Below are 24116 nucleotides of genomic sequence, written 5' to 3' on the forward strand. Positions count from 1 at the left end.
CAGTGGCCCACAGACACTTCATAAAGATCGACTTCCCTCGGCTTGGTTTTCTTCCGTGCCGACTCCAATACCTCCCTGACCTGCCCAAACTGTTCCCGGCTTATGTCGCTTGGATAGCCCATTCTACTTACCTATCAAAATCTTATAGGATACCCTTAATATTAAATCTTGAACAGGTTCTTAGCGCTTATGGGTATGTTACCTTGCGCCGCAGGGAATATCTTTTATCCCTCTATACCCGGACGTAATGGGATAACGACGATCCCTGCCAAAAGCTCTTGAGGTGATCCGAATGCCGGGCGGCGACTGCCTGCGCTTATATTCGTTCTTATCGACAAGGCTGATCGCCCTGGCGACGTGTTCGCGGCTGAAACCGGCGGCAACGATCTCATCAGCGGATTGATCCCGTTCTACATAACGCTCCAATATGGAATCCAAAAGTTCGTATGGCGGCAAGGAATCTTCATCGACCTGGTCGGGCGCGAGTTCAGCCGATGGCTGACGGGTAAGGACGCGTTCAGGTATGACGGGCGATAACGAATTCCTATAACGCGCCAGTTGGTAAACCAGCATCTTGGGGACATCTTTTATCGGTGCGAAGCCCCCCGCCATGTCGCCGTAAAGCGTGGCATAGCCGACGCTCATCTCGCTTTTGTTGCCCGTAGTCAGCAGCAATTTACCTTGTTTGTTCGACATCGCCATCAAGATCACCCCACGGCAACGCGCCTGGATGTTCTCTTCGGTAGTGTCTTTCTTCGTGCCTGCAAAAACCCCGTCCAACATGCCTGTAAACGCATTGATGGCGGGTTCTATTGGGATTGTGCGGTATTTCACGCCCAAGATTTCAGCTTCCAATGCGGCATCTTCGTTGCTCATGTTTTGGGTATAGCGGGAGGGCATCAAAACGGCTTCTACTTTATCACTTCCCAAAGCATCGACAGCGAGAGCCAATACCAGCGCGGAGTCAATGCCGCCAGACAAGCCTAGGATTGCACCACCAAAGCCGTTCTTCCGTACATAATCTTTAATACCCAGCACTAAGGCGTGATAAGCGCTGGTGATGTTATCGTACAAGGGTACGCACTCGCCTTGTACGGGCTTGTTGTCGATAAATTCGACTAAGCCTATGTGTTCCTTAAACTCTTCGGCGCGGTAGATGATTTCGCCCTGGTGGTTTGCGACAAATGATGCGCCATCAAATATCAATTCATCTTGTCCGCCAACTTGGTTGACATAGACCAAAGGGATTTGCGCCGCTTTGACTTGGGAGCAGATGACCGCTTCGCGTTGGTGAATTTTTCCTAAATTGAACGGCGACGCATTCAAGGTCAGCAAAAGCTCCGCTCCTGCCTGTTTGTTCGCATCAATAATGCCCTTTTGCCAGACATCTTCACAGATAGTCAGCCCTATAAATGTGCCGTTAAATTCAAAGACACAGGCTTGATTGCCAGCGGTAAAATAGCGTCGCTCATCAAACACGCCATAATTGGGCAGCGCTTGCTTGCGGTAACATGCCAGCGTAATACCTTGATGCAGTACCACTGCACTGTTGTAGAGCTTGCCATCGGCCAGTTCAGGAAAACCCACCACCAAGGCAATACCATTGACGCTTTCGGCGATGTGATGGATGGCGTTATTCGCTTCTTCGATAAAGTCTGCACGGAACAACAGGTCTTCAGCGGGATATCCGGTCACGATAAGCTCAGGAAAAACGATCATATCCGCGCCTAACCCGTCACGGGCAGCGCTTGCCGCCTTGATGATGTTATCAACATTGGCGGCTATGTTGCCGACCAGGAAATTGATTTGGGCTAGGGCTATTTTGAGTGTCGTAAATTCCTTATTGACTGCCATGTTTATTTACAACACTCTTTGATTGCTACGCCAATATCGGTTGGCGAATTCACCACTTCAACCCCCGCCGCTTTAAGCGCAGAAACCTTTCCAGCGGCGGTGCCTTTGCCGCCTGTAACAATCGCCCCGGCATGGCCCATCCGTTTGCCGGGTGGAGCGGTTTGCCCAGCGATATAGGCTACGACAGGTTTGCTGACATTGTGCTTGATGTATTCGGCAGCCGCTTCTTCATCACTGCCGCCGATTTCACCGACCATGACGATGCCTTTGGTTTGCCCGTCGGCCTGAAAACGACTCAGTACATCAATAAAGTTCATACCGCGAATAGGGTCTCCGCCGATACCGACGCAGGTGCTTTGCCCTAAACCTTCGCGGGTGGTCTGTTGGACGGATTCATACGTTAATGTGCCCGAACGTGAGACGATACCGATAGAACCCGGTAGATGGATTTTCCCCGGCATGATACCGATTTTACATTCGCCTGGGGTAATGATGCCAGGGCAGTTAGGGCCGATTAATAAGGCATCCGAACCTGTTATCGCAGCTTTTACTCTTAGCATTTGCAAGATCGGAATGCCTTCGGTGATACAGACGACAAGTTTTATGCCCGCATCGACAGCTTCCAGGATGGCATCCGCCGCATAAAAAGGCGGCACGTAAATCATGCTGGCGGTTGCGCCAGTCGCGGTTACCGCATCGTGGACGGTATTGAATACCGGCAAACCCAAGTGCTGTTCGCCGCCACGTTCTGGAGTGACGCCGCCGACCAGTTGTGTGCCGTATTCCAGCGCTCCTTGGGAGTGGAATGTGCCTTGTTTGCCAGTAAAACCCTGGCAGATGACTTTGGTGTCTTTGTTGACCAGAATGCTCATGCTACCCCCGCTAAGGAGACAACTTGTTCGGCGGCATGGGCTAAATCGTCCGCTGCATAGAGATTAAGCCCAGTATTGCTCAATAGCTCCCTGCCTGCCTCGACATTGGTTCCTTCCAGGCGGACAACGACGGGCAGGGTGACATGGACTTCTTTCACCGCGGCCAATATCCCTTGGGCAATCACGTCGCATTTGACGATACCGCCAAAAATATTCACCAATACGGCTTTTACGTTGCTATCGGAAAGAATCAGCTTGAATGCTTCGGATACTTTCTCAATACTGGTACCACCGCCGACATCGAGAAAGTTGGCAGGTCTGCCACCTTTAAGCTTGACCAGATCCATAGTCGCCATCGCCAAGCCTGCACCGTTCACCATGCAGCCGATATTGCCTTCCAGGGTAATGTAGTTCAGCCCGAATTGCTGGGCTATATTTTCCCGTTTATCTTCTTGTTCGGGGTCTTTTAGCGCCAGAATGTCGGGATGCAGCGCCAAAGCGTTGTCATCGAAGTTGATTTTGGCATCCAACGCCATTAATTCGCCGCTGCTGGTTACGATCAACGGGTTAATTTCGATCTGGCTGGCATCTTTTGCTATGAATAAGCCGTACATCCCCCGCATGATCTTTTCCAAAGCTTTGTGTTGTTGGCCTTTCAGTCCTAGTGAATAAGCAATAGCACGGCATTGGTAGGCTTGCAAGCCAGTTACAGGGTTGATTATTACCGACTGTATTTGCTCTGGAGAGTCGTGGGCAACCGCTTCAATATCCATCCCACCCGCTGCCGAAGCGATAAAAATCATCCGTTCACTGCTTCGATCCACCAGTAGGCTCAGGTATAGCTCACGTTCGATAGGGTAGGTCCTTTCTATCAGGACTTCATTGACCGGCAGACCCGCCGCATCAGTCTGCTGGGTGACTAATCGGCCACCTAACATTGATTTGCAGATGTCAGTAACCTCAGCGCTGATTTTTGTCAGTTTAACGCCGCCCGCTTTACCCCGTCCACCTGCATGAACTTGCGCTTTAACCACCCAACTTTCACCGCCCAGCCTGTTGGTAATTTCCACTGCATTTTCGGATGTAGCGGTTTGCCTGCCATCAGGAACAGGTATCCCGTATTTCAGGAATAGCTGTTTGGCCTGGTATTCATGGATGTTCATTGATCGCTCCTGTTTTCTGATAATAGCGGTACGATTTGTACCCTGTGTGATTGCACAAGTTTCAGCTATAGTTATGATAACCGACAATTCTGGCTAAGTCCCTGAAAAATGTAATTCTTAATAACACGATGCCCATCAATACCCCAAAGATTATTTACCCTTGCCCTTTTTCCAAAGGCTATGGCATGTCCACCGGACAGGCTTGGCAATTGCTTAAAATTTTTTATATTTATCGCTTTGTCCTCGCCTGTTCGATTGCCTTGCTTTTGTATTTTCGTTTTGAGCCTTTGTCAGCGGGTTCGGTTGACGGCCATTTGTATAAGTACACCAGTCTGGGCTACCTATTATTGACCGTCATTCTCGGCATTTGCATCTTCTGGCGGGTTCTGGGTTACAGCCTGTTGGCGCAGCTACTGATTTTTTCCGACATCTTTATGCTCACCTTGCTGATGTATGCTTCGGGCGGTGTTAAGAGCGGTGTGGGTATCCTGATCGCTGTTTCGATGGCAGCAGGTGGATTATTGATTGGTGGCCGTTGTGCATTGGTTTTTGCAGCCACTGCCAGTTTAGCGATACTGTCGACGGAGATTTATGCCGCCCAGAATCTTTTATTTGCTGAAGCCAATTACACTTATGCCGGTATGCTGGGTGCTTCCTATTTCGCTATCGCGTTGTTGTCTATGGTTCTGGCAAGGCGCTCTGAACAGATGTTAAAGCTTGCCGACCAACAGCGACACACCATCATTCAACTGGAAGAACTTAACCAATACATCATTCAGCATTTACAATCGGGTATTATCATCACTGATGAGCATCAGGTTATCCATATGGCTAACCAGGCTGCATTGCTGTTGGCGAATGTAGCCGATATGCCGGAGAAGCTTGTCGAGATTTCCGAACAGTTATCGCAAACATTTCTAGATTGGTTACGCACACCGGAACAAAATATGGCAATGTTACAGCTATCAGGTGAAACGGAAATCCAAAGCCGTTTTATGACGTTACCGGCTCACCAACAAGTTTTTTTCATGATTATTCTGGAAGATATTGCTTTATACAATCAACGCTTGCAGAAAAGCAAACTGGCTTCCCTGGGCAGGCTGACCGCCAGTATTGCACATGAAATACGCAATCCCTTGGGCGCTATCAGTCATGCCGGACAATTGCTTTCGGAAAACGCCCAGTTAACAGGCCAGGATATGCGCTTGACCAAGATCATCCAAACCAATTCCAGCAGGGTCAACCAAATCATCGAGGATATCTTGAATCTATCTAAAAGGACGGATTCCGCACGCGAAAAAACAGATTTAGCTCGCTGGTTGAGTGATTATCTGGATAATTTTTATATTGAATACCCCGCTGCGACGGATACCTTCAAGCTCTCGTTGGGCAATATGCCAATGTGGGGATTTATCGACCCTGGGCATTTAAAGCAGGTTATGGACAATTTATGCCAAAATGCCATGAGATATGGCCATCCTGAACGAGGGGCGATACTGATACGAGCGCAAAACAGCAGGCATGGGCCTTGTATAGAGGTGATAGATAACGGTTCCGGGATTAGTCCAGAACACCTCAAGCAGCTCTTCGAGCCGTTTTTTACGACATCGGCCAGTGGCACAGGTCTAGGCCTTTATATATCACAAGGATTAGCGGAATTAAACCAGGCAAAATTGAGCTATCATTTAACGGACGAACATCGAAGTTGCTTTAGGCTATGCCTACGGGATGCAAACCTTACCACCATTGAACTATGAAAAAACCACTGGCCTTGATTGTCGATGACGAACCGGATATCCGCGAACTCTTGGAGTTGACTCTGGACAGGATGGAGATTCAAGCCTTTTCTGTCGAGAATATTGGGCGTGCGAAAGTAGTATTGCAACAACAGCTTTTTGATTTGTGCCTGACCGATATGAGGTTACCTGATGGTAATGGTTTAGATCTGGTTGATTACATTCAGAAGATGCCTAAGCCTATGCCGGTCGCCGTTATCACTGCACATGGGAGCATGGATACGGCGATTCAAGCGATGAAAAAGGGCGCTTTTGATTTTGTCTCCAAACCCATCGATTTGGCTGGGCTGAGGCAACTCGTCAGCAGCGCATTAAAATTTTCTGATCCCGATGCGCCTAAAGAACGGCGAACCCGGGGTATCTTGTTGGGCGATTCTTCGGTCATGCGCGATATTCGTTCAAGAATAGACAAGTTGGCGCGTAGTCAGGCTCCTGTTTATATCAGCGGGGAATCAGGGTCGGGAAAGGAATTGGTGGCACGTTTGATTCATCAGCAAAGTGCAAGAAGTGACAAACCGTTCGTTGCGATTAACTGTGGCGCAATTCCCCATGAGTTGATGGAAAGTGAGTTTTTCGGACATAAGAAAGGCAGTTTTACCGGAGCGGTCAGTGATAAGAAAGGACTGTTCCAGGCTGCCGAAGGCGGTACGTTATTCCTTGATGAGGTGGCCGACTTACCGCAGCCCTTGCAGGTTAAGCTGCTTCGCGCTATCCAAGAAAAGAAAATCCGTCCGGTCGGTGAGCAACTGGAAATTCCGGTTGACATTCGACTGCTCAGCGCCACCCATCGTAACCTTGCCGATATGGTAAAGGCGGGTGTGTTCAGGCAGGATTTATACTACCGGATCAATGTCATCGACTTGGTTTTGCCACCTTTAAGGGAACGGGTGGACGATGTACCCGTACTGACAGAACACATATTGACAAAGTTAATTGGCGACAAGAAACCTGCCATTTCGGCATCAGCTTTAGCAGCCTTGCAACGATACCGCTTCCCTGGGAATGTACGGGAACTGGAAAATATCCTGGAAAGGGCATTGGCCTTATACGATGGCGACGCTATTGAAGTGGATGACCTGAATTTACCTTTAGTTGCGAGTCGCGATACGGAACACCCCGATCACGATCCCGCCACGGAAAGTTTGGATGATTATCTTGAGGCTATCGAACGTAAAGCGATTACAACCGCCCTTGAAGAAAACAAATGGAACAGGACAGCAGCAGCGAAACAATTGGGGCTTACATTCAGGTCGTTTCGCTATCGGTTGAAAAAGCTGAATATGGAGGAATAAGGAAAAGGCCAAAGAAACAACTGCACCGGACAGATGATCTATAGCCTTTCTCCACTCTTTCCTGCCCGTCAACCTGTCGGACAGGTCAAAACCTAAGCCTGATATTTTTTCATGCCTTCCAGCTTAATAATTGCGGCTTTTATTTTTGCCTCAACATCAGCATTCAGTTCGTCATTCTTAAAAACTTTTTCCACTAGCTTTTCAGCAACCAGAGCGTCTTTGATCCAGCGTTTAGTAAAACGATAGTTACTGTATGCAGTCGCTACCTCACCTGTTTTTGGATCTTTCAAACCACTGCCTTTGATGGTTCCCGGCGCTACGGGTGCGTCGGCGGTTTTCTTAGCGGCCTCTGGCTTAACGGTCGCTGCCTTGGTGTCCGCAGGTTTAGCTTTCACTGCGGCGGTTTTTGGTTTTTCCACTGCATCTGCCTGTTGCTTAGATTGCGTTGCTGCCACTGCAGATTTCGTAGTAGTGCCGCCTGTCTTCTTTTCATTTACAATGACATAGATAACATAAGCAACAAATAGTGTAGTTAAAACAAACAACCCTTCTGTCATAACAATTCCCCATCTTTATAGATTAATTTTTATTTTGCTATCCCTTATAAACTTATATCGCTAGCAAACCCTATCGCCGTGTCGGAATATAACAGATACAGGCGAATTTGGTAAACCCAATTCGGAACAAATTTCAGGGAATTTACATTTATTTGGCTTCTTGTCAGCGAATGAAACCTTAATTACTGGCTTGGGATATCCAGGCAACCAAGATATATCTATTATTTTGTTTGTTACCGGTTGTGATGCTACTGGTGTAACATCCTCATCATACGCTACTCAACCCCTGTCTTGCAGTGAAGGGTTTATCGGTCTGCCGGTCGAGTTTCTTCAGGAACTTGATGGACCCGTCGTGGCGATGCCGGGGCAGGAGGAACTGGCCAATGACCGTGGCAGTCTTTACATCGAGTGCCGCAAACAGGGTCGTGGTACCGTGGCGCTTATGGTCGTGCGCCGTCGTCCCGCAGTTCCCCGGCCTCATCGGCAGTCTGGGCTGGCTGCAGCCCGATGCCTGGATTTGGCTTTTCTCGTCGACGGAAAACACGATGGCCAACTCCTGCGGGTCTAGGCACAGGCTTACACCACATCGCGCAGCTTTTCGGCGAACGGCGGGCCGTTCGAGACCTTTAAACCCTTCACTTGACGGGGTTTCAGTTGGTGCTGCCGCCCAGTGGAAATGCCGACCTGCCGCGCCATCGTCCGGCAATTCCACTGAGCGGCGGCAACCGGTTTGCCGGTGAGCGCCAAGGCCAGGACTTCCTGGGCTTTCCCGGTTGGCAGGGGCGGTATCCGGGGCGGGCGGGACTTGCCTTTTTTAAGCCCTTCAAGCATCGGCGGGAACTGAATCCCGTTCAACCCAAAACTGCCAAGGAACCCGATGAAATCATAGGAAGCAGCCTCGTTCCTTGTGAGCACTGTGGGGATTAGCGGCGCAATAGATATTCGCCGACGTTAGTACCGATGAACTTGAAGGGTGCACCCAAAAAATGCATGGCCAATACAGCGGTCTCAATGTGCCTACCTGGATCATCGGGGAGCCGCTTGGTACGCCTGGCTTTGACACCAAAACGAGAATATTGAAGGGCCGAACCGTGGGGCTGTCCAGCTAAAGGCTGCCAATGAACCTTCATGGTGGACGGTATGCTGGAGGAATCTTTGGCGCAGTTGGGCAACATGAGTAAGGTGGTGGACGGGCTTCATGTATTGGTGATGCAACGCTGAACCGGGTCGAGCGCTTCTTCCGGGACATTGCCGAGGAGCGCATCCGACGCGGCGTATTTCGCAGCGTCTATGACCCCAAAACGGCGATTCAGGACTATCTCGATCAACCCCCTAAACCTTACCATTGGGTAGCCAAGCCAGAGGCTATCTTTGGCTACAATCGACAAAGATAAAGATATGTTGAGGACATTACACTAGCTTTCCTAAGCTCATTTTGGCGTTTTATGACTGTGGCCTGAGTCGTTTATACATAATCCCAATAATCTAGATTATTGGGAGTCAGCCAACGTTTATTGTATTTGATCGATAACCGGATGAGCGCAAGGATTATGCTAATATGTAAGACCGTTCATTTAGCATTCATCTTAGTTCGTGTAGCCTTAAACCCAAGACCTTCATTTCCAAAACTATGCCCACAAAACTTATACCGCTGGTCTCTACAGCGCTGTTTTATTTTATATTTTACTTGGTCAGCACGTTGAAGTTCGATGTGCAAATAAAAGCTAAGGCTGTGCCTTTAGATTTCTTGCTTCAGCTATTGGTTGCTTACCTTCTTTATGCCTTGTCGAGGCGGTCATCGGTTTTTCTGGTGATTCAAGCTATGTTAATGGGGCTCTTGTATGTTGGGAATGCCATAAAAATCGCTTTTTTTGGCGGACCTATCATGCCGGACGATGTGTTTGCCTTGCGTTCACTGCTATTGATTTTGGAAGGCTGGCGTTTTTTTGCGGCGGCGATTCCTTTGGCCGCTATTACCAGCCTGGTACTCTTCAATTTTACGATGCGGCACTGGAGCGCTTACCTTGCGACGCTTGTTGCCGTGTTGCTAGGCATTACGGTAGTTTATAAACCGGCCATGATCCTGAATCCGATTGACAAGTACACGGGCAATTCAGTGTGGGATCAGCGGTCTAATTATGTATGGCACGGTGCAACCCTGTATACCTTGCAAGAGGGTACGCGTTATTTTGCTTTATCTGATTTTCCGCCCGATATAGATGTTGCCCAGGAGTCTGCCAACAGCTTATTGGAAGCGCTCCCCGATAATAACCCAACCGGGGTTGAAAAAACTTTTACGCCGCGTAATATCCATTTGGTTTTGCTGGAATCATTCTGGGATCCAAACCGGTTAAAGAAAGCCGGATATAACCAAAATCCTTTGTCGCCAGAATTCCGCAAGCTCTGGAAAAGCACTGGTTATGCGATAGCCATGCCACCGGTATTTGGCGGTTATACGGCGAATTCGGAGTTTGAAGTGTTATGCGGATTTCCGGTCACTAAAGACAATGTCAAATTTGAACGGCAGTTAAAGAATTCCGTTCCTTGCCTTCCACACATCCTTGCCGATAAAGGTTACCGTACCATCGCCTCGCACCCCAATGTGCCGGTGTTCTGGAACCGCGTCAACGCCTACCGGAATATCGGTTTTCAAACTTATTGGTCGATAGCAGATTTTGTCCAGGACGACATGAACCGGGAGTTTATGGCAGATGCAACGCTTTACCGCCAAGTGTTGGAGAAAATTTCATCGTCGCTGGAAAAGAAAGAACCAATGCTGGATTATATCGTGACCTATTTTGGGCACTGGAATTATCCCTTGGGTGCAACGCGGCCAAGCAAAATCACGGCAAAATCTAAAGTCGAAGAAGTCGCCACTTATGCCAATACGACCTATTACAAATCGCGGGAGTTAATGACTTTTATTGATCAGCTGCGTAAGCGCGACCCTGATGGCATTATTGTGGTGTTTGGCGATCACTTGCCGTTTCTGGGCGAGAATTTCGCCGGTTATGTTGATTCGGGTGTGTTGGCAGCTAACCGCAGCGATTTTACGCCAGAGATGTTCAAGTTTTATGTCAGTACGCCCATGATTATTATTGATGGCAAAAAAGGGCCGATGAAGGTTGGCAGTTTGCCGCTTTATCAGCTACCGAAACTGTTGCTTGATCTGCTGAATTTTAACGAGCCGACCATCCTGGATTACACCCGTCCCTTACCGGATATGCGGGTACGGCCCTTGCCCGGCTTGCATTTCAATGTGTTGAAAGACGGCAAGATTGATGTCTGTAAAGAACCGCCTTTTTCAGAAGCTTGTCAAAGGTCTACGCGTTGGCTTAGCGACGTGACAGCGGTGAGCAATGATTTGTTTATCGGGCAGCAATTTACACGGATTAAGCATCCGGTTGATGAAGTTGTGGATAACGTGTCGCCTGAAAATGCCACTGTCGAAACGACTGGGAAGCAGGCTGATGATTAACCGGACATCGCTTTTTAATTTTATAGGCATCAAACCTATGGGGGCAAACACGTGAACAAGTACTTTTTGACAATGGTTGTAAGCCTTCTTGCCGGGGTTGCAAAAACGGGTGTGGCTGATTCTTACAGCCTACCCATTCAATTAGACTACAGCCTGATTAAAAAAGCGGTGGTCAACCAACTTTTCACGGGCGAGGGAGGGGCCGCAGAGGTATGGCATGACAAGCATAAATGCAGTTTTCTAAAGCTGTATAACCCCAGGATTTCCGGTGAAGGTGGGCAAATCAAGTTGTTAAATGACGTTCAGGCACAGTTTGGGACTGCCTTGGGTGGACAATGTATCACCGTTTTAGCATGGGATGGGGCGTTGGAAACCTTTCAGCAACCTACGATAAGCGCAGACCAATCGATCCTCAGCCTACCAGTTACCAAAGCAAATGCTTATGATAGGCAAGGCCGTCAGTTAACGATAGATAAACTGCAAGATTTGATAAAGCGTGTCGCTGAACCTAAATTGGCGGCAGTCAAGGTGGATTTGAACGAATCTAGGGGTGATATGGAACGCACCTTGACTAAATTTTTACCTCCAGAAAATGCGGCTGAAGTCAAAAAAATACTGGACACCCTAAAATTCAGCAGCGCCGATGCCAATGATGAGGGTATGAAGGTTAAACTGGCTTTTGATGCGCCATTAAAAAAAGCGAGTCCAAAACCTGAAGCGCCTTTTACGGCGTCGGAACAAAAACAGTGGCAGGCAGCTTGGCAAGAATGGGATGCGTTTTTGAGCAAGGCCATTGATCAGGCCGCCAGCGAAACGCAATCGCAAGAATTACGCGATACCTTGATGGAAATTTTATTGGAATCGCGGAGTGCTTTTCAAGCCGGATTAAAGTCACAAAGTCCAGATAGTGGCGATCCCGTACGGGTGTTTTTTACCCAAACCTGGCAGAAACTCGCACCGCAATTACGTACATTGGCAAAAGAATTGCCTGAAATTGAAGGCTTGCGTTATATGACTTTTATCGCCGCTACCGATGTGATTTATGAGCTTGAAAGCCTAGGCGCACCGTTCGGGCTGGAGGTTTCATCGGATGGATTGCGAAGGTTGGCGCGGATGTTGATGGCTGGAAAGCAACAGGCCGAGGCGAAATAATCGCAATTATTTTCTTTGTCCATGCAAAATAATGTAAGGGGATTCAATCATGAGACACATGAGTCATATTTCTGTACTGTTGGTGGCCTTTTCTCTGGCCGCTAATGCCGAAGTGTTCAAGTGCAAGCAGGTTTCAGGAAAAATTAGCTATCAACCCACACCTTGCACATCCGAAGCAACGCCCCAGGGTGTCATTAAAGTAAAAAAAATGGCTTCCGAGGAAGCCGAGGCAGCCAAAGCAAGATTGAAAGCCTGGCAGGAAGAACAGGCTGCTAGTGATGCGGCAAAGAAAGAAGCGGAGAAACAACGGCAAGCAGAGTTGGAAAAACAAGAAAGCCTGGAGTTGCAAAGGCGTAGCGTCATCGCACAAGAGCAACAGGCGATTGCGGAACAGCGACGGCAACAGCAACTTAATAGGCCCATTTACGTGGCTCCTTATTTTAACCGTTATTGGGATTATGGCTACCATCTGCCTCACAAACAATGGGGACCGCCCGTGTCACCGCCGCCTACACCAGAACCGTTGCATGGGTCACCTTTTACACATCCGCATGAACCGATTACGCATCCCCATAAACCGGTTACGCATCCCCATGAACCGAATACGCATCCGCATGAACCGGGATTTGGATCGCTTGAAGATCATCGATAAAATGATGAGTGAAATCAAAGCAACCTTCAACTTATTACCACCTTACCATTTTCTATAGATGTATACAGCGCCAGCAAATATCAATATGACAAGAGAAAAGCCAGGTTTTTTGGCTAAAGAACGCATCATCGCCGAGCCAGGTTTCAACCGCTGGTTGGTTCCTCCTGCCGCCTTGGCTATCCATCTGTGCATCGGTATGGCGTATGGTTTTTCCGTGTTCTGGTTGCCGTTATCAAAAGCCATAGGTATTGAAGAAGCTATCGGGTGCGGTCTTGAAATAGGTTTTTTGCAGGAACTGACCGTTACCCATTGCGACTGGAAAATTTCGACGCTAGGTTGGATGTATACCCTGTTTTTTGTATTTCTGGGCACATCTGCCGCTATGTGGGGCAGTTGGCTTGAACATGTCGGCCCGCGTAAAGCGGCTGTTGTTAGCGCCTGTTGCTGGTGCGGCGGCATGTTGTTTTCTGCTGTCGGCATTTACTGCCACCAATTCTGGATGATGTTGTTAGGCTCAGGCGTGATTGGCGGCATTGGTTTGGGCTTGGGTTATATTTCGCCGGTATCGACCTTGATTAAATGGTTTCCAGATCGCCGGGGCATGGCTACCGGAATGGCTATCATGGGCTTTGGCGGCGGCGCCATGATAGGCTCTCCGTTAGCGGCAGGATTGATCCAGTATTTTGCTACCGGTACGGATGTTGGGGTTATGCCCACGTTTATTGTCATGGCGGTAGTCTATTTCGTGTTTATGATGGCTGGGGCGATGGGTTATCGCGTACCTGCGACCGACTGGCAACCGGCTAATTGGATACCTTCTGACAGCAGTAAAAACAGCAAAATGATTACCCAAAAGCACGTACACGTAAAAAATGTGTTTAAGATTAAGCAGTTTTGGTTGCTGTGGGGCGTGTTGTGCATGAATGTAAGCGCCGGTATCGGCATAATCGGCATGTCATCTCCCATGTTGCAAGAGGTTTTTGGCGGTCAGCTCGTAGGCATAGCCAAGCCTTATGCAGACTTGGATAAAGATGAGTTAGCCGCGATAGCCGCTGTTGCCGCCGGATTTACGGCCTTGTTGAGTTTATTCAATATAGGCGGACGGTTTTTCTGGGCGAGTTTGTCAGACAAATTGGGTCGTAAAATGACCTACATGCTGTTTTTTTTGCTGGGCAGTGTGTTGTATCTCAGCATTCCAGAGAGTGCCAATACAGGCAATAAAATGTTTTTCGTAGGCGCATTCTGCATTATCTTGAGCATGTACGGCGGCGGATTTTCCACCGTACCCGCTTATCTGGCCGATTTGTTCGGCACCCAGATGGTAGGCGCGATTCACGGACGTTTGTTGACGGCCTGGGCGACGGCAGGGATTTTGGGCCCGGTTATCGTGAATTACATGCGGGAATACCAACTCGCCCTGGGCATTCCGCGTGAACAGGTTTACAATCAAACCATGATGATTTTAGCCGGTATGCTGATGATTGGTTTGGTGTGTAACCTGTTAATACGGCCCGTGGCAGCTAAATGGTTTATGAGCGAAAGCGATCTGGCGGAAGAAAAACGCCTCGCGCATGAAATAATGAATAGCAGGAATGCGGGAAACGATGCAAATATTGCAAAACCTACCCACCTCATAACGGTGTTACTGGCCTGGATAGCTGTTTTGTTGCCGCTGGTTTGGGGGATTTATAAGGCTTTGCTCAATGTGGGCAAGTTTTTTCCTGAAAGCGAGACATAGTGGTAATGATTCGATCTGGCAGTAAAACAGGAACAAGCCCACCAGGCGTGAGTCAATCAAAAATAGCGGAGTCCAAGTTTTTGCTTGTTCCCAATCCTTTGAGGAGAGATTTATCTTTGACTCCTGAAAAGCGGGTTCCTGCCAAGTTACTATCCGTAAAATTGGCATCGGTCAGGTTACAACCCGATAAATCCGCGCCCGATAAATCCGCATTGGAAAAATCAGCTCCTGAGAGATCGGCACCAAATAGGATGGTATTGTGTAGCACACTGCCTGTGAGGTTGGCGTGCCGCAGCAAAGCCCGGTTAAGGTTGGCATCCGCTAAATCTGCGCCGGACAAATCGACATTATTTAAACTGACCCGCATCAGGCCCATGGGCTGGTTTTTCATATCGACCCCCCAATTAGCCCCGCGAAGATTAGCATGATTAAGGTTGGAACGATCCAGGTTGGCAATAAACCGGCTGTGGCTAAGGTTAGCTTTGCTAAGATTAGCGCCAACCATGTGAACGCCGAAAATGCTGGTATTGGACAGATTGGCGCCGGACAGGTTGATTTTTGTCATGACCGTCAGATCCAGGTTCAGGCCGGATAGGTCACTTTTGCTCAGGTTTGCCCTGCGTAAATCGGAACCCCATAAATCAGCGTGGGTAAAGTCGAGGTGCGACAAATCCAGATCGGCCAGATCTTTTCGGCGCAGATCGGCAGGCTTACTGCCGGTGGCGTTGGCAAGCAGGATTTCTACAGAAGCACGGTCAAGGTCTGCCGCAACACTGGAAATACAACACAATAACGCTAAACTACCCAAAAAATATTGAAATTTCATAACCGCATGTACCTTTATGTTTAAGTTGTATGTATTGTTGCATGAGGTGCTTGTGCTCAGCGGGCCGACAAAATAGAAAACCTGGACATTTGCCATTTTTATAAAAGAAAGTAAATACTGGGCTATCCTTTATCGTCAACTCAGAGGCAATTGTCAATCAGGGACAATAATTTTTTATGAATAGGCGGTATGGCATAATTTATCCAAAAAGTGGGCCGCACATGGGAACATTATCGAGTGGAAGGTTTCATGGTCGACCAGCCAGAACCGTAATATTGTTTTTTTCACATAAAACTTTTGGACAACAAACCATTAAACAGGGTTCCTTTCTCGAAAACTGGCATAAAATGCCCGTTTCGTTCAATTTTAAGTTAACCCATTTTCCCCAACCCTTTGCTAAAGTAATGGCCTATCTGATTGTATTTCTAGTGGTGATTTTTTCCCAGACCGTGGTTCATGCAAATGAATTTGAGGAAACTATCGTTGCACAGAATCATGTGTCCGCAACAGTTTTGCAGCTGACGACAGATGAACAAAAGTGGTTAGCCAAGCATAAAAACATTCGAATTGCTTATGACGGTGGCTTACCACCTTATAGCTTTGTTAATGACCAAGGCAAAATCGACGGGATTGCCGTTGAAATAATGGCTACCTTAAGCCAACGATTGGCCATTAATTTTACGGTCTATCCTAGTTTCAATTGGAATAGCCTATACCGAGCTGGAGCCAAACGCAAAGTGGACATGATTGCCACGATGGTCAATCGCCCCGATCGGGCTGATTGGTTTAGTTTTACTAAGCCGTACCTGACAAAATCTTTGGTCATAGTCACGAAACAAGACAACACCTCAATCAATAACCGTAACGACCTCGGCGACAAAAAAGTTGTAGTGGTCAAGGGTTACCAGTATGGGGAACAAGTCGGTAACGAATTTCCCTCTGCAAAACGGATTAAAGCCGACAGCATGTTGGACAGTCTCAAGCAAGTTGATAATGGACAGGTTGATGCAGCCATACTTTTTTTGGGCTCGGCAAATTATCTGCAAGCCAAGTATCAATTAGGTAATCTCAAGATAGCAGCTTTTTATGACCGTAACAGCGCTAATGAAAGCATCGCCGTACGTAAAGACTGGCCGATATTAGTGGGAATTTTGCAGAAAGGCCTGGATTCCCTGACTGAAAAGGAAGTCCAGAAAATTTTCGCCAAGTGGGTAGTGCAGGCTGGGGTGCCGTCCTCATCTGATGCCATTCCTCAAAAAACGCAGCCCCCAACCGAACCGGTTACTAAACTGGTCGTTGAGATTGAGCAACAACCCGCTGCGTTCAGTGTCCCAAAAGCAGTGCTTGAGCCTTCAAGAGATACGGTCGAAATCAGTAAATTGGTCAGTGTTCTCCTGATGGCCTTAGCGCTGTTTTTACTAGGGTTAGCGCTTATCCGGAAACAACAAAGGCTGCAAATAAAGGCCAAAAATGAAATAATGACGCCTGCCAGAAATTTGCAATCAACGCATAAAGATGCCATGCATTTAACGATAGAACCTCCGGTCGAAATATTTGAAGAAGAACCAAGCCCAGAGTTAGATGCACAAACGGAGTATTCCGACGAAATAGGCATCGAAAACCTGAGGGCAATACCAGAACACCCTGAATATCTGGATGATGGAAGCATTCACTATCAACATGATGGTGATGGTCGGTTCATTTATGTGAGTCCGTCTGTCACTAGTTTGTTGGGCTATTCTGAGGCCGATTTTATGGCAAATTACCGGAATTATTTGACCGATAACCCTGTAAACCGCCGCCTGGACGATCATATTGGAGCCTGTATACGAGGCCAGCCAAGCCAGCCTTATGAGATAGAAATATATGATACAGGGCAGGACATACATTGGTTGGCAGTTATGGATTCTCCGGTTTATGACGGGCAAGGCCATTGCATTGGCATTGACGGGGTCATGCGCGATATTACCGCACAAAGGCTTTATGAAAAGTTATTAGTCAAGTTGTCGGAGCCGGAAGTACCGGTCAAACCCAAGCATCTGCAAGCATTGCAGGAACACCTGGAACAGGCCATTCAATTGGCAAACAACAGTCACAAACCGTTCGGAATGATTTGCTTCGCAATGGATCGTTTAAGGTTTCTCGATGGTAATGTAGCGCACTTGCTAAAAGATGAGGTATTCATTGAATCAGGCAAACGGCTAAGCGCAATCTTGCGCGATACCGATACAGTGGTTGAATTGGAAGCCGGTAAATTCGCTTTGATACTGCCTGAAACGGGTGTCCATGCGGTTGGCCGGATTGTCGAAAAAATCAGAAAAATTTTACAGGTTCCTTATCTTGTTGGAGGACAGTCAATTGTCTTGGATGCGAATATGGGCAGCGCCGTTTATCCAGGCAAAAACAGTGAGCCTCAATCTTTAATAAGTGAAGCCCAAACCTTGTTTACCTTTGGTGAATCCCAGCAATCGAAAGCTAGCTTATCCATGGACAGCAGATTAGAAGAAGATAGCTTACATCTGCAACAGGATCTGGTTTTCGCCCTCGACGAATGTACGTTGTCGTTACGGGCTTCAAGTCCACATAACATCAATGCCCTGAATCGACACAGTCAGTTCACCGTTTGCTATCAAAGCAGACATAATCTGGAAGATTATAATATCACTGGCTTTGAGGCTTTGATACGATGGCATCATCCTGAATTAGGCCTGATATTGCCGAAAGATTTTGTGGACTTGGTAAAAGGTATTGGGCTGCTTGATGTCATGACTTATTGGATTATCCAACAGGTCAGTTTCCAAACGATGGTTTGGGAAAAACAGGGTATACGTCCAGGCCTGATGGCTATAAACCTTGGCGATTTGGCAATCAAACAAGCGGTAGAGGTTAACAAAATCATTGCCATTATCAATGAAACAGGCGCGAAACCAGAGTGGCTGGCGTTTTCGATACCGGAAAGCGAGATCGCCAAGAATCCGGATTTGGTCATTCCAATCATTAAGCAATTAGTGGCAGCAGGATTTACTGTGGCTATAGATAATTTTGGCTCAGACAGTTCTTTACTGGCCCTGTTAAAGACGATACCCGCCCAAATCATAGAGATTGACCCTGCTTTTATCCGCGACCTTCCTGATAATACCGCCGATGCTGAAATTATCACTTACAGCACCGCCATGTTGCATGAACTGGGTAAGACGGTAATCGCCAAAGAGGTCGAAACAGAGCAACAACTGGAATTCCTCAAGATAAGCGGATGTGACATGATTCAGGGGCATTTGCTAAGCAGGCCTTTACCGGCAAAAGAGGCCAAAGAACTGATGGAGACTTTGCCTGATTTTGCCTGGTATCTTCAGCAAAAAAGATGATGGCGAAAATCTGTGACAAATCAGGTTATTGTGAATAAGGCGTATTACCCTGATTGTTGACCAATGCCTTGTAGGGGCAGGCCTTGTGCCTGCCCAAATACCGGGCAACCACAAGGGATTGCCCCTACGGTAGCGTGGAAATGTCAAATCTAACTGGTATTTTTTGCTAAATCTTCATGATTTGTTTGAAACGATGAAAGCACTGTCTAAAAGGCTATCCTTGCTATTGCTTGCTTTCCTGAGTGCTTGTATGCCTATGATTTATCCGCCCGGTTCAAAAAATAGCTCAGCCCAGCTCACTGATAACCTTTATCGCACTAAGGACGGGGCTAGTCTACCACTACGTCAGTGGCTACCCAAAACGGAGCCAAAAGCAGTGATTATCGCTTTGCATGGGTTTAACGACTACAGTCATTTCTTCGACCGACCGGGCACGTATTTCAGTGCACAAGGCATTGCTTGTTTTGCTTATGACCAGCGCGGTTTCGGGGCGGCGCCTAAACGCGGCCTTTGGGCCGGAATCCCGGCTTATACCGATGATTTGCGTATTTTAGTCCGATTGGTAAAACACCGTTACCCCCGCCAGCCAATTTACGTGCTTGGAGAAAGCATGGGTGGTGCCGTCATCATAACGGCTATAGGACAAGTCGGTATACCGGAAGTCGAAGGAGTCATTCTTGCTGCCCCTGCGTTGTGGGCACGGCAAACCATGCCCTGGTATCAAACGAGTTTATTATGGGTGTTAGCCCATAGTTTTCCTTGGTTAAGGTTGTCTGGCGATGGCGTGGGTGTGAAAGCGTCCGATAATATCGAGATGCTCAGGGAACTGGGGCGAGATCCTCTAATCATCAAGAAAACCCGGATAGAGGCCATTTATGGGCTAACTGATTTGATGGATGCCGCATTTGACAGCGCTGACCAATTACGTGCCAATACCTTGATTCTCTACGGTGAGAATGATGAAATCATTCCCAAAAAGCCGACCTATGATTTTTTGCAACGCTTTCTCAGCAGTGATAGGGAGAGAAAAACCGTCGCGTTTTATCCGCAAGGTTATCACATGTTATTGCGCGACCTACAAGCGCCCATTGCCTGGGAAGATATAGCGGCCTGGATCAATTTGGGCACTGATAAACTACCCTCTGGCGCAGACCGCAGGGCTAATGAAGTGTTAAAGCCGCTTCTATATTAACTTGCCGAAACGAATAGGGTATTTTCTGGATGGCTAAAATTTCGGCGCATCCAGATTCAGCATTTGCCTGAGTATCCAGCGTTGTCTTTTTAAAAGAAATCTTGACGGATGTGCGGCCTTTAGCAAGATTGGGTTGGGTAGTGTTGCTGCCAGCAGGGCGGCCTGGGAGCGATTGATGTTTTTTGCAGGAATACCAAAATAATGTTGGCTTGCAGCTTCGATGCCAAACAAATGGTCGCCGAATTCGGCGATGTTGAGATAGATTTCCAGGATTCGTTCCTTACTCCACAATAACTCGATCAATAAGGTAAACCAGGCTTCTATGCCTTTGCGCAAAAAACTTTTCGCAGGCGTTAAGAATAAATTCTTGGCGACCTGTTGGGATAGGGTGCTGGCTCCCCTTAGTTTACCGCCATCCATATAGATATCGATAGATGATTGTATGGAATCTAAATCGAAGCCGGAATGCTGAAAAAAATGCTGATCCTCTGCGGCCATAACGGCAGAAGCCGCATGTGGCGAAATATTTTTTGCGTTTACCCAACGGTAGCGAATGGCTTTGAATGAGCCGTCGTCGACAATATCTTCATAATGCCGGTACACCATGAACGCTGATGTAGGCGGCGGTAGCCAGCGCAGGAGAGCACATGACCCAACAGAAAAAAACAGGAAAAAAACCAGCAAAAACCCTAAGCCTTTTTGCAATTTGGCAAAAAATAAACGTTTGGTTTTGCTGTTGGATAGCCGGGGTTTTATCGCCAAAACGTGGTAAACTCCCCTTACTATTTGTACGGCCTTCATTAAGTTGAATAATAGGGTTTAGCCGAGGTGGCGGTTGTCGCTACCATTATCTGAAACACACCCGAAATTGGGTGGTTGCGATAGGAAGCGACACCTCATGTAATTCTAAACGTAGCACTTAATCGATTTCGGCCTTTTCCACATTGCCTTTCTTGTCAATCAGGACATTCCAGGCCTTGCCAGCAGTTTCAAGCACTACGTCAAACTCTTCACCGGCACCGTTAGGGTTAACGACTAAAACGGCTTGTTTTACGTGATAGTCGTTAAAAGCTGCCTTCAACTTGTCTTTGCTGTCGGTGAACATCATATCGTCAGCGGCGATGATGAGCCCGGAAACATAGAAATGACCATCGGGCCTATAGTAATCAACGAATTTCTCTTCACCTTCTTTATAATAAATTTTTAACAACTCTTGAGAAAAATGAGTTTTTTTCTCGGCCGTAAAATCCAACGCGTTTGGGTGTTTTTTGTAAATTTGGTCGATGATTGCAGACGGAATGCCTTCTTTTCCAACAACTTCAGCATTTGCAGAAATGGTCAGAAAAATCAAACACACACTTAACAATAATTTGCACATTTTTATAATTACCTATAGTTTAGTTTCTTATAATTTCGATAATGCAAAATACTTGCATTATCGCCCTTCCACTCTAATAGTCATGTCTGTTTAAAGAATTTCCATGACCAGAAATGGGCCGCATACGTCAAACAAAAATAACTGTATGCCAGTCCGAAACTAGCGCTCTTGCTGTACATGGACATCCTTCTTAAAATGTAGCTGCCAACTGCCAGATGATTAATGCAATACCCAGATAAATCGGAATCTCTTCATATTCTGTTCGTTGCAAAAAGACATCCAATATCTCTGTGCCTATTCCCAAGGTGGCAATAAAGTTTTCACATACAAACATGGCTGTCAATAATTGGCTGAATAACGTCACACACTTAGTGAAAAATAGCAGGCTTGTAATGAGCGCACAAGCAACAATTGCCCTTATCCCCACTACGAGCGTAGCATCGGTGGGGTCACTGAAGTTCGCCTCTACTATAATCCCTGATATCAGATAAAAAGCAACACATTTCCAGGTGACTGATCTATTCCAATGAAGTTGAAGAGGGTTGTCGGTGAACCAGCAAAGTTGTAAATATCATACTAATAATTGCATCATTGGGTAAAAACGGGCTGTCACTTAGATGAAGAAGTTTTATAACTATCACCTGACTTAATTCTGGCAGGTTTCAAATAGGTTGAAAGTGCCTACGCTTAATGTGCCACGAATAGAAAGCGAATCGTAGCCCGGCCAGAACAAAACCACTTTATGCTACCCATCTAAAATGGCGCGTCCAATTTTTTCATGACTTCACATTATCCAGTCTTATCCTCAGGGTTATCTAGTAAACGATTCGTAGTTTGGGTAGTTAGCCGAAGAAAATATCTGAGTCATGTGTTGGATTTAGCGGTCTGCAGCCGGATGTTATGAAACAAGCTTTAAGATCAACTTCTGTGAATTGGACTGTCTACATAATTCTGTGCAGCGATAATTCCCTGTATACCGGTATAACAAACAATCTTTCACGACGACTCAGGCAGCATTGTGACTCACAAGGAGCGAAATATTTCCGTGGACGACAGCCAGTAAAAGTGGTGTATGCCGAAGATGGACACAGCCGTAGTTCAGCGAGCAAACGGGAATTTGCAATTAAACATCTCAAGCACGCGGAAAAATTATTGCTGATTTCATCAGATGTAAACAAAATCAAAAGCTATTTTTCTGAAGTATAGGGGGATCCACAAATACGATAGCCCAGTTTGGCATCTATTTTATCTTCAATAATCGAGCTTTTCTTGTTCACTTAAAAGCAACATCATATATAATGTTGTAGAAAATTAACAATATGTCGCTTTATTGTATAATACCAACATGCCGAAAAAGAAAACTTCGACTTCGTTTGAAGACGCGCTTGCAGAACTGGAACGTCTGGTTAACCGGCTTGAACGTGGCGACCTGTCTTTGGAAGAGACCTTACAATCTTTTGAGCATGGGGTAAATCTTACCCGAACTTGTCAAAAAGCCCTGCTGGAGGCAGAGCAAAAGGTTCGGATTTTGATCGATAAAAACGGTGGCCAGGTTCTGGAGCCTTTTCCTGATGAATAATGTCCTAAAAGATTATCTTGAGTTTTGTCAGCATCGTGTAGAGAAAGCCTTGGAATTGAGACTTCCGGGCGAAAAACTACTGCCACAAAAATTGCATAGTGCAATGCGTTATTGCGTATTGGATGGCGGGAAAAGGATGCGCCCCATGCTGACGTACTGTACAGCCAAGACTCTGGGCATTAGTCCGGAAGCCGTCGATGGGGTCGCCTGTGCCGCTGAATTCATCCATGTTTACTCATTGATACACGACGACCTTCCGGCGATGGATGATGATGATCTCAGGCGAGGCAAGCCGACCTGTCATATAGCATTTGATGAGGAGACTGCCATTTTGGCAGGCGATGCCTTACAGGCATTGGCTTTTGAAGTCTTGGCAAACGACCCGAGTATCTCGGCCTCTGCGGAAAATCGTTTGAAAATGATAACCACTTTAGCGAAAGCCAGCGGATCTCAGGGTATGGTAGGGGGGCAAGCCATTGATCTCGAATCTGTAGGGACGCAGTTGAATCTGCCCGAGCTGGAAAATATGCATATCCATAAAACGGGTGCCTTGATTCGGGCAAGCGTTACCATGGGAACGTTGGCAAAAGCGGATATCGACCCGACCATCGCGACGAAGCTAGACCATTACGCGAAATGTATAGGCCTGTCTTTTCAGGTCAAAGATGACATTCTTGACGAAGAAAGCGACACAGCGACTTTAGGTAAAACCCAAGGAAAAGATAAAGAAAACGCCAAACCGACTTATCCAGCACTATTGGGAATGGCAGGAGCCAAGCAAAAAGCGCAAGAATTACATGAAAAAGCCGTCGACAGTTTAGACGTGTTTGGTGCCGAAGCTGATTTGTTGCGTGATTTGTCACTTTATATTATTCAACGCGATCATTGATGTTTGTGTTCATGTCGATGTTGGTTATTGAGTTATTAACTTCTTTGAGAAAGACAATATGAAACAATCACCTAGACGTAGAAAAACGGATACTGCTTTGTCCACCGAAGTGATTGCTGAAATCCAGGTGCCAACGCTTAAGATTATTCAACCGCAAGGAATCGACTCAAAAATGGGCGTCAAAGGAGAATATCCCCTACTGGCCTCCATCGCCTACCCCACGGATGTCAGGAAGCTAAGGAAGGGGCAGTTAAGGGCCTTGGCGAAGGAACTGCGGGAATTCCTGACCCAATCGGTGAGCATCTCCGGGGGGCATTTCTCGGCGGGGTTGGG

The 24116-nt window shown here is 47.1% G+C and carries 24 protein-coding genes and 1 pseudogene; 13 read left to right on the top strand and 12 right to left on the bottom strand.

Features of this window, described 5'->3' with window-relative positions:
• The 4 genes and pseudogenes from ACLQ6D_RS09640 to sucC all read right to left on the bottom strand — a co-directional run.
• Positions 1 to 122: pseudogene (locus tag ACLQ6D_RS09640) on the bottom strand (IS5/IS1182 family transposase); the annotation flags it as partial.
• A gap of 76 nt (positions 123 to 198) precedes the next feature.
• Entirely contained in the window at positions 199 to 1854 is a 1656-nt protein-coding gene (locus ACLQ6D_RS09645) for an NAD+ synthase (protein WP_411727071.1), read from the bottom strand.
• A 2-nt stretch (positions 1855 to 1856) separates the two neighbouring features.
• Positions 1857 to 2726 (bottom strand): succinate--CoA ligase subunit alpha, encoded by an 870-nt coding sequence (sucD, locus tag ACLQ6D_RS09650; RefSeq protein ID WP_411727072.1) that lies wholly within the window; start codon positions 2724 to 2726, stop codon positions 1857 to 1859.
• A complete protein-coding gene (gene sucC, locus ACLQ6D_RS09655; RefSeq protein WP_411727073.1) occupies positions 2723 to 3889 on the bottom strand; it encodes an ADP-forming succinate--CoA ligase subunit beta in 1167 nt (388 codons plus the stop codon). Before sucC ends, sucD begins: the two co-directional genes overlap by 4 nt.
• A 128-nt stretch (positions 3890 to 4017) precedes the next feature.
• On the opposite strand from sucC, the gene ACLQ6D_RS09660 reads away from it, so the two are divergent.
• Positions 4018 to 5646 (top strand): sensor histidine kinase, encoded by a 1629-nt coding sequence (locus ACLQ6D_RS09660; protein ID WP_411727074.1) that lies wholly within the window; start codon positions 4018 to 4020, stop codon positions 5644 to 5646.
• On the top strand, positions 5643 to 6977 hold the full coding sequence (locus ACLQ6D_RS09665) for a sigma-54-dependent transcriptional regulator (protein ID WP_411727075.1): 1335 nt from the start codon (positions 5643 to 5645) through the stop codon (positions 6975 to 6977). Before ACLQ6D_RS09660 ends, ACLQ6D_RS09665 begins: the two co-directional genes overlap by 4 nt.
• Before the next feature lie 92 nt (positions 6978 to 7069).
• Here the strand turns inward: ACLQ6D_RS09665 and ACLQ6D_RS09670 are convergent, their stop codons facing one another.
• Positions 7070 to 7534 carry a hypothetical protein gene (locus ACLQ6D_RS09670; RefSeq protein ID WP_411727076.1) on the bottom strand — a complete coding sequence of 155 codons (465 nt, stop codon included), beginning with the start codon at positions 7532 to 7534 and terminating at the stop codon, positions 7070 to 7072.
• A 190-nt stretch (positions 7535 to 7724) separates the two neighbouring features.
• Between ACLQ6D_RS09670 and ACLQ6D_RS09675 the strand changes: the two genes are divergently transcribed.
• Positions 7725 to 8102 (top strand): hypothetical protein, encoded by a 378-nt coding sequence (locus ACLQ6D_RS09675; RefSeq protein ID WP_411727077.1) that lies wholly within the window; start codon positions 7725 to 7727, stop codon positions 8100 to 8102.
• Between the two features lie 8 nt (positions 8103 to 8110).
• Here ACLQ6D_RS09675 and ACLQ6D_RS09680 read toward each other — a convergent pair whose 3' ends face one another.
• The 3 genes from ACLQ6D_RS09680 to ACLQ6D_RS09690 all read right to left on the bottom strand — a co-directional run bounded on the left by ACLQ6D_RS09680 (position 8111) and on the right by ACLQ6D_RS09690 (position 8880).
• Complete coding sequence (locus ACLQ6D_RS09680; protein WP_411727078.1) at positions 8111 to 8449, bottom strand: hypothetical protein; 339 nt, start codon at positions 8447 to 8449, stop codon at positions 8111 to 8113.
• Positions 8450 to 8457: 8 nt separating this feature from the next.
• Positions 8458 to 8664 carry a hypothetical protein gene (locus ACLQ6D_RS09685; RefSeq protein WP_411727079.1) on the bottom strand — a complete coding sequence of 69 codons (207 nt, stop codon included), beginning with the start codon at positions 8662 to 8664 and terminating at the stop codon, positions 8458 to 8460.
• 66 nt (positions 8665 to 8730) lie between these two features.
• Positions 8731 to 8880 (bottom strand): hypothetical protein, encoded by a 150-nt coding sequence (locus ACLQ6D_RS09690; RefSeq protein WP_411727080.1) that lies wholly within the window; start codon positions 8878 to 8880, stop codon positions 8731 to 8733.
• Positions 8881 to 9164: 284 nt separating this feature from the next.
• Here ACLQ6D_RS09690 and ACLQ6D_RS09695 point away from each other — a divergent pair, with 284 nt between their 5' ends.
• The 4 genes from ACLQ6D_RS09695 (at position 9165) to ACLQ6D_RS09710 (ending at position 14554) form a co-directional block, all read left to right on the top strand.
• The gene (locus tag ACLQ6D_RS09695; RefSeq protein WP_411727081.1) at positions 9165 to 11012 is read left to right on the top strand and encodes an LTA synthase family protein; all 1848 of its coding nucleotides are present in this window, start codon (positions 9165 to 9167) and stop codon (positions 11010 to 11012) included.
• A 51-nt stretch (positions 11013 to 11063) separates the two neighbouring features.
• Positions 11064 to 12164, top strand: coding sequence for a hypothetical protein (locus ACLQ6D_RS09700; protein WP_411727082.1), 1101 nt, complete (start codon positions 11064 to 11066; stop codon positions 12162 to 12164).
• 49 nt (positions 12165 to 12213) lie between these two features.
• A complete protein-coding gene (locus ACLQ6D_RS09705; RefSeq protein ID WP_411727083.1) occupies positions 12214 to 12816 on the top strand; it encodes a DUF4124 domain-containing protein in 603 nt (200 codons plus the stop codon).
• Positions 12817 to 12901: 85 nt separating this feature from the next.
• Positions 12902 to 14554, top strand: a complete 1653-nt coding sequence (locus ACLQ6D_RS09710) for an OFA family MFS transporter (protein ID WP_411727084.1) — start codon at positions 12902 to 12904, stop codon at positions 14552 to 14554.
• A 52-nt stretch (positions 14555 to 14606) separates the two neighbouring features.
• Here the strand turns inward: ACLQ6D_RS09710 and ACLQ6D_RS09715 are convergent, their stop codons facing one another.
• Positions 14607 to 15380: a pentapeptide repeat-containing protein gene (locus ACLQ6D_RS09715; RefSeq protein WP_411727085.1), complete on the bottom strand. Its 774-nt coding sequence runs from the start codon at positions 15378 to 15380 to the stop codon at positions 14607 to 14609.
• 404 nt (positions 15381 to 15784) lie between these two features.
• On the opposite strand from ACLQ6D_RS09715, the gene ACLQ6D_RS09720 reads away from it, so the two are divergent.
• A complete protein-coding gene (locus tag ACLQ6D_RS09720; protein WP_411727086.1) occupies positions 15785 to 18745 on the top strand; it encodes an EAL domain-containing protein in 2961 nt (986 codons plus the stop codon).
• Positions 18746 to 18995: 250 nt separating this feature from the next.
• The gene (locus tag ACLQ6D_RS09725) at positions 18996 to 19937 is read left to right on the top strand and encodes a lysophospholipase (RefSeq protein ID WP_411727087.1); all 942 of its coding nucleotides are present in this window, start codon (positions 18996 to 18998) and stop codon (positions 19935 to 19937) included.
• A 33-nt stretch (positions 19938 to 19970) separates the two neighbouring features.
• On the opposite strand, the gene mtgA is transcribed toward ACLQ6D_RS09725, so the two are convergent.
• The 3 genes from mtgA to ACLQ6D_RS09740 form a co-directional block, all read right to left on the bottom strand.
• Positions 19971 to 20738, bottom strand: coding sequence for a monofunctional biosynthetic peptidoglycan transglycosylase (gene mtgA, locus ACLQ6D_RS09730; protein ID WP_411727088.1), 768 nt, complete (start codon positions 20736 to 20738; stop codon positions 19971 to 19973).
• Between the two features lie 118 nt (positions 20739 to 20856).
• On the bottom strand, positions 20857 to 21315 hold the full coding sequence (locus ACLQ6D_RS09735; RefSeq protein WP_411727089.1) for a hypothetical protein: 459 nt from the start codon (positions 21313 to 21315) through the stop codon (positions 20857 to 20859).
• Positions 21316 to 21505: 190 nt separating this feature from the next.
• The gene (locus ACLQ6D_RS09740) at positions 21506 to 21649 is read right to left on the bottom strand and encodes a hypothetical protein (RefSeq protein ID WP_411727090.1); all 144 of its coding nucleotides are present in this window, start codon (positions 21647 to 21649) and stop codon (positions 21506 to 21508) included.
• 566 nt (positions 21650 to 22215) lie between these two features.
• Here ACLQ6D_RS09740 and ACLQ6D_RS09745 point away from each other — a divergent pair.
• The 4 genes from ACLQ6D_RS09745 to ACLQ6D_RS09760 form a co-directional block, all read left to right on the top strand.
• On the top strand, positions 22216 to 22521 hold the full coding sequence (locus ACLQ6D_RS09745; protein WP_411727091.1) for a GIY-YIG nuclease family protein: 306 nt from the start codon (positions 22216 to 22218) through the stop codon (positions 22519 to 22521).
• Positions 22522 to 22660: 139 nt separating this feature from the next.
• The gene (locus ACLQ6D_RS09750; protein ID WP_411727092.1) at positions 22661 to 22894 is read left to right on the top strand and encodes an exodeoxyribonuclease VII small subunit; all 234 of its coding nucleotides are present in this window, start codon (positions 22661 to 22663) and stop codon (positions 22892 to 22894) included.
• Positions 22887 to 23783, top strand: coding sequence for a (2E,6E)-farnesyl diphosphate synthase (ispA, locus tag ACLQ6D_RS09755; protein WP_411727093.1), 897 nt, complete (start codon positions 22887 to 22889; stop codon positions 23781 to 23783). The genes ACLQ6D_RS09750 and ispA overlap by 8 nt, the downstream gene beginning before the upstream one ends.
• A 58-nt stretch (positions 23784 to 23841) precedes the next feature.
• Positions 23842 to 24116: 1-deoxy-D-xylulose-5-phosphate synthase N-terminal domain-containing protein (locus tag ACLQ6D_RS09760; RefSeq protein WP_411727094.1), on the top strand; the 275-nt coding region annotated here is incomplete at its 3' end.

It is taken from the genome of Methyloglobulus sp. (genome assembly GCF_046714055.1).
Classification (GTDB): Bacteria; Pseudomonadota; Gammaproteobacteria; order Methylococcales; family Methylomonadaceae; genus Methyloglobulus.

Excerpts from the sequence above, each read along its gene's own strand:
- ACLQ6D_RS09645 (WP_411727071.1), bottom strand. The coding sequence starts at position 1,854 with ATGGCAGTCAATAAGGAATTTACGACACTCAAAATAGCCCTAGCCCAA.
- sucD (WP_411727072.1), bottom strand. The coding sequence starts at position 2,726 with ATGAGCATTCTGGTCAACAAAGACACCAAAGTCATCTGCCAGGGTTTT.
- sucC (WP_411727073.1), bottom strand. The coding sequence starts at position 3,889 with ATGAACATCCATGAATACCAGGCCAAACAGCTATTCCTGAAATACGGG.
- ACLQ6D_RS09660 (WP_411727074.1), top strand. The coding sequence starts at position 4,018 with ATGCCCATCAATACCCCAAAGATTATTTACCCTTGCCCTTTTTCCAAA.
- ACLQ6D_RS09665 (WP_411727075.1), top strand. The coding sequence starts at position 5,643 with ATGAAAAAACCACTGGCCTTGATTGTCGATGACGAACCGGATATCCGC.
- ACLQ6D_RS09670 (WP_411727076.1), bottom strand. The coding sequence starts at position 7,534 with ATGACAGAAGGGTTGTTTGTTTTAACTACACTATTTGTTGCTTATGTT.
- ACLQ6D_RS09685 (WP_411727079.1), bottom strand. The coding sequence starts at position 8,664 with ATGAAGGTTCATTGGCAGCCTTTAGCTGGACAGCCCCACGGTTCGGCC.
- ACLQ6D_RS09690 (WP_411727080.1), bottom strand. The coding sequence starts at position 8,880 with ATGGTAAGGTTTAGGGGGTTGATCGAGATAGTCCTGAATCGCCGTTTT.
- ACLQ6D_RS09695 (WP_411727081.1), top strand. The coding sequence starts at position 9,165 with ATGCCCACAAAACTTATACCGCTGGTCTCTACAGCGCTGTTTTATTTT.
- ACLQ6D_RS09705 (WP_411727083.1), top strand. The coding sequence starts at position 12,214 with ATGAGACACATGAGTCATATTTCTGTACTGTTGGTGGCCTTTTCTCTG.
- ACLQ6D_RS09710 (WP_411727084.1), top strand. The coding sequence starts at position 12,902 with ATGACAAGAGAAAAGCCAGGTTTTTTGGCTAAAGAACGCATCATCGCC.
- ACLQ6D_RS09715 (WP_411727085.1), bottom strand. The coding sequence starts at position 15,380 with ATGAAATTTCAATATTTTTTGGGTAGTTTAGCGTTATTGTGTTGTATT.
- ACLQ6D_RS09720 (WP_411727086.1), top strand. The coding sequence starts at position 15,785 with ATGGCCTATCTGATTGTATTTCTAGTGGTGATTTTTTCCCAGACCGTG.
- ACLQ6D_RS09725 (WP_411727087.1), top strand. The coding sequence starts at position 18,996 with ATGCCTATGATTTATCCGCCCGGTTCAAAAAATAGCTCAGCCCAGCTC.
- mtgA (WP_411727088.1), bottom strand. The coding sequence starts at position 20,738 with ATGAAGGCCGTACAAATAGTAAGGGGAGTTTACCACGTTTTGGCGATA.
- ACLQ6D_RS09735 (WP_411727089.1), bottom strand. The coding sequence starts at position 21,315 with ATGTGCAAATTATTGTTAAGTGTGTGTTTGATTTTTCTGACCATTTCT.
- ACLQ6D_RS09740 (WP_411727090.1), bottom strand. The coding sequence starts at position 21,649 with ATGTTTGTATGTGAAAACTTTATTGCCACCTTGGGAATAGGCACAGAG.
- ACLQ6D_RS09745 (WP_411727091.1), top strand. The coding sequence starts at position 22,216 with ATGAAACAAGCTTTAAGATCAACTTCTGTGAATTGGACTGTCTACATA.
- ACLQ6D_RS09750 (WP_411727092.1), top strand. The coding sequence starts at position 22,661 with ATGCCGAAAAAGAAAACTTCGACTTCGTTTGAAGACGCGCTTGCAGAA.
- ispA (WP_411727093.1), top strand. The coding sequence starts at position 22,887 with ATGAATAATGTCCTAAAAGATTATCTTGAGTTTTGTCAGCATCGTGTA.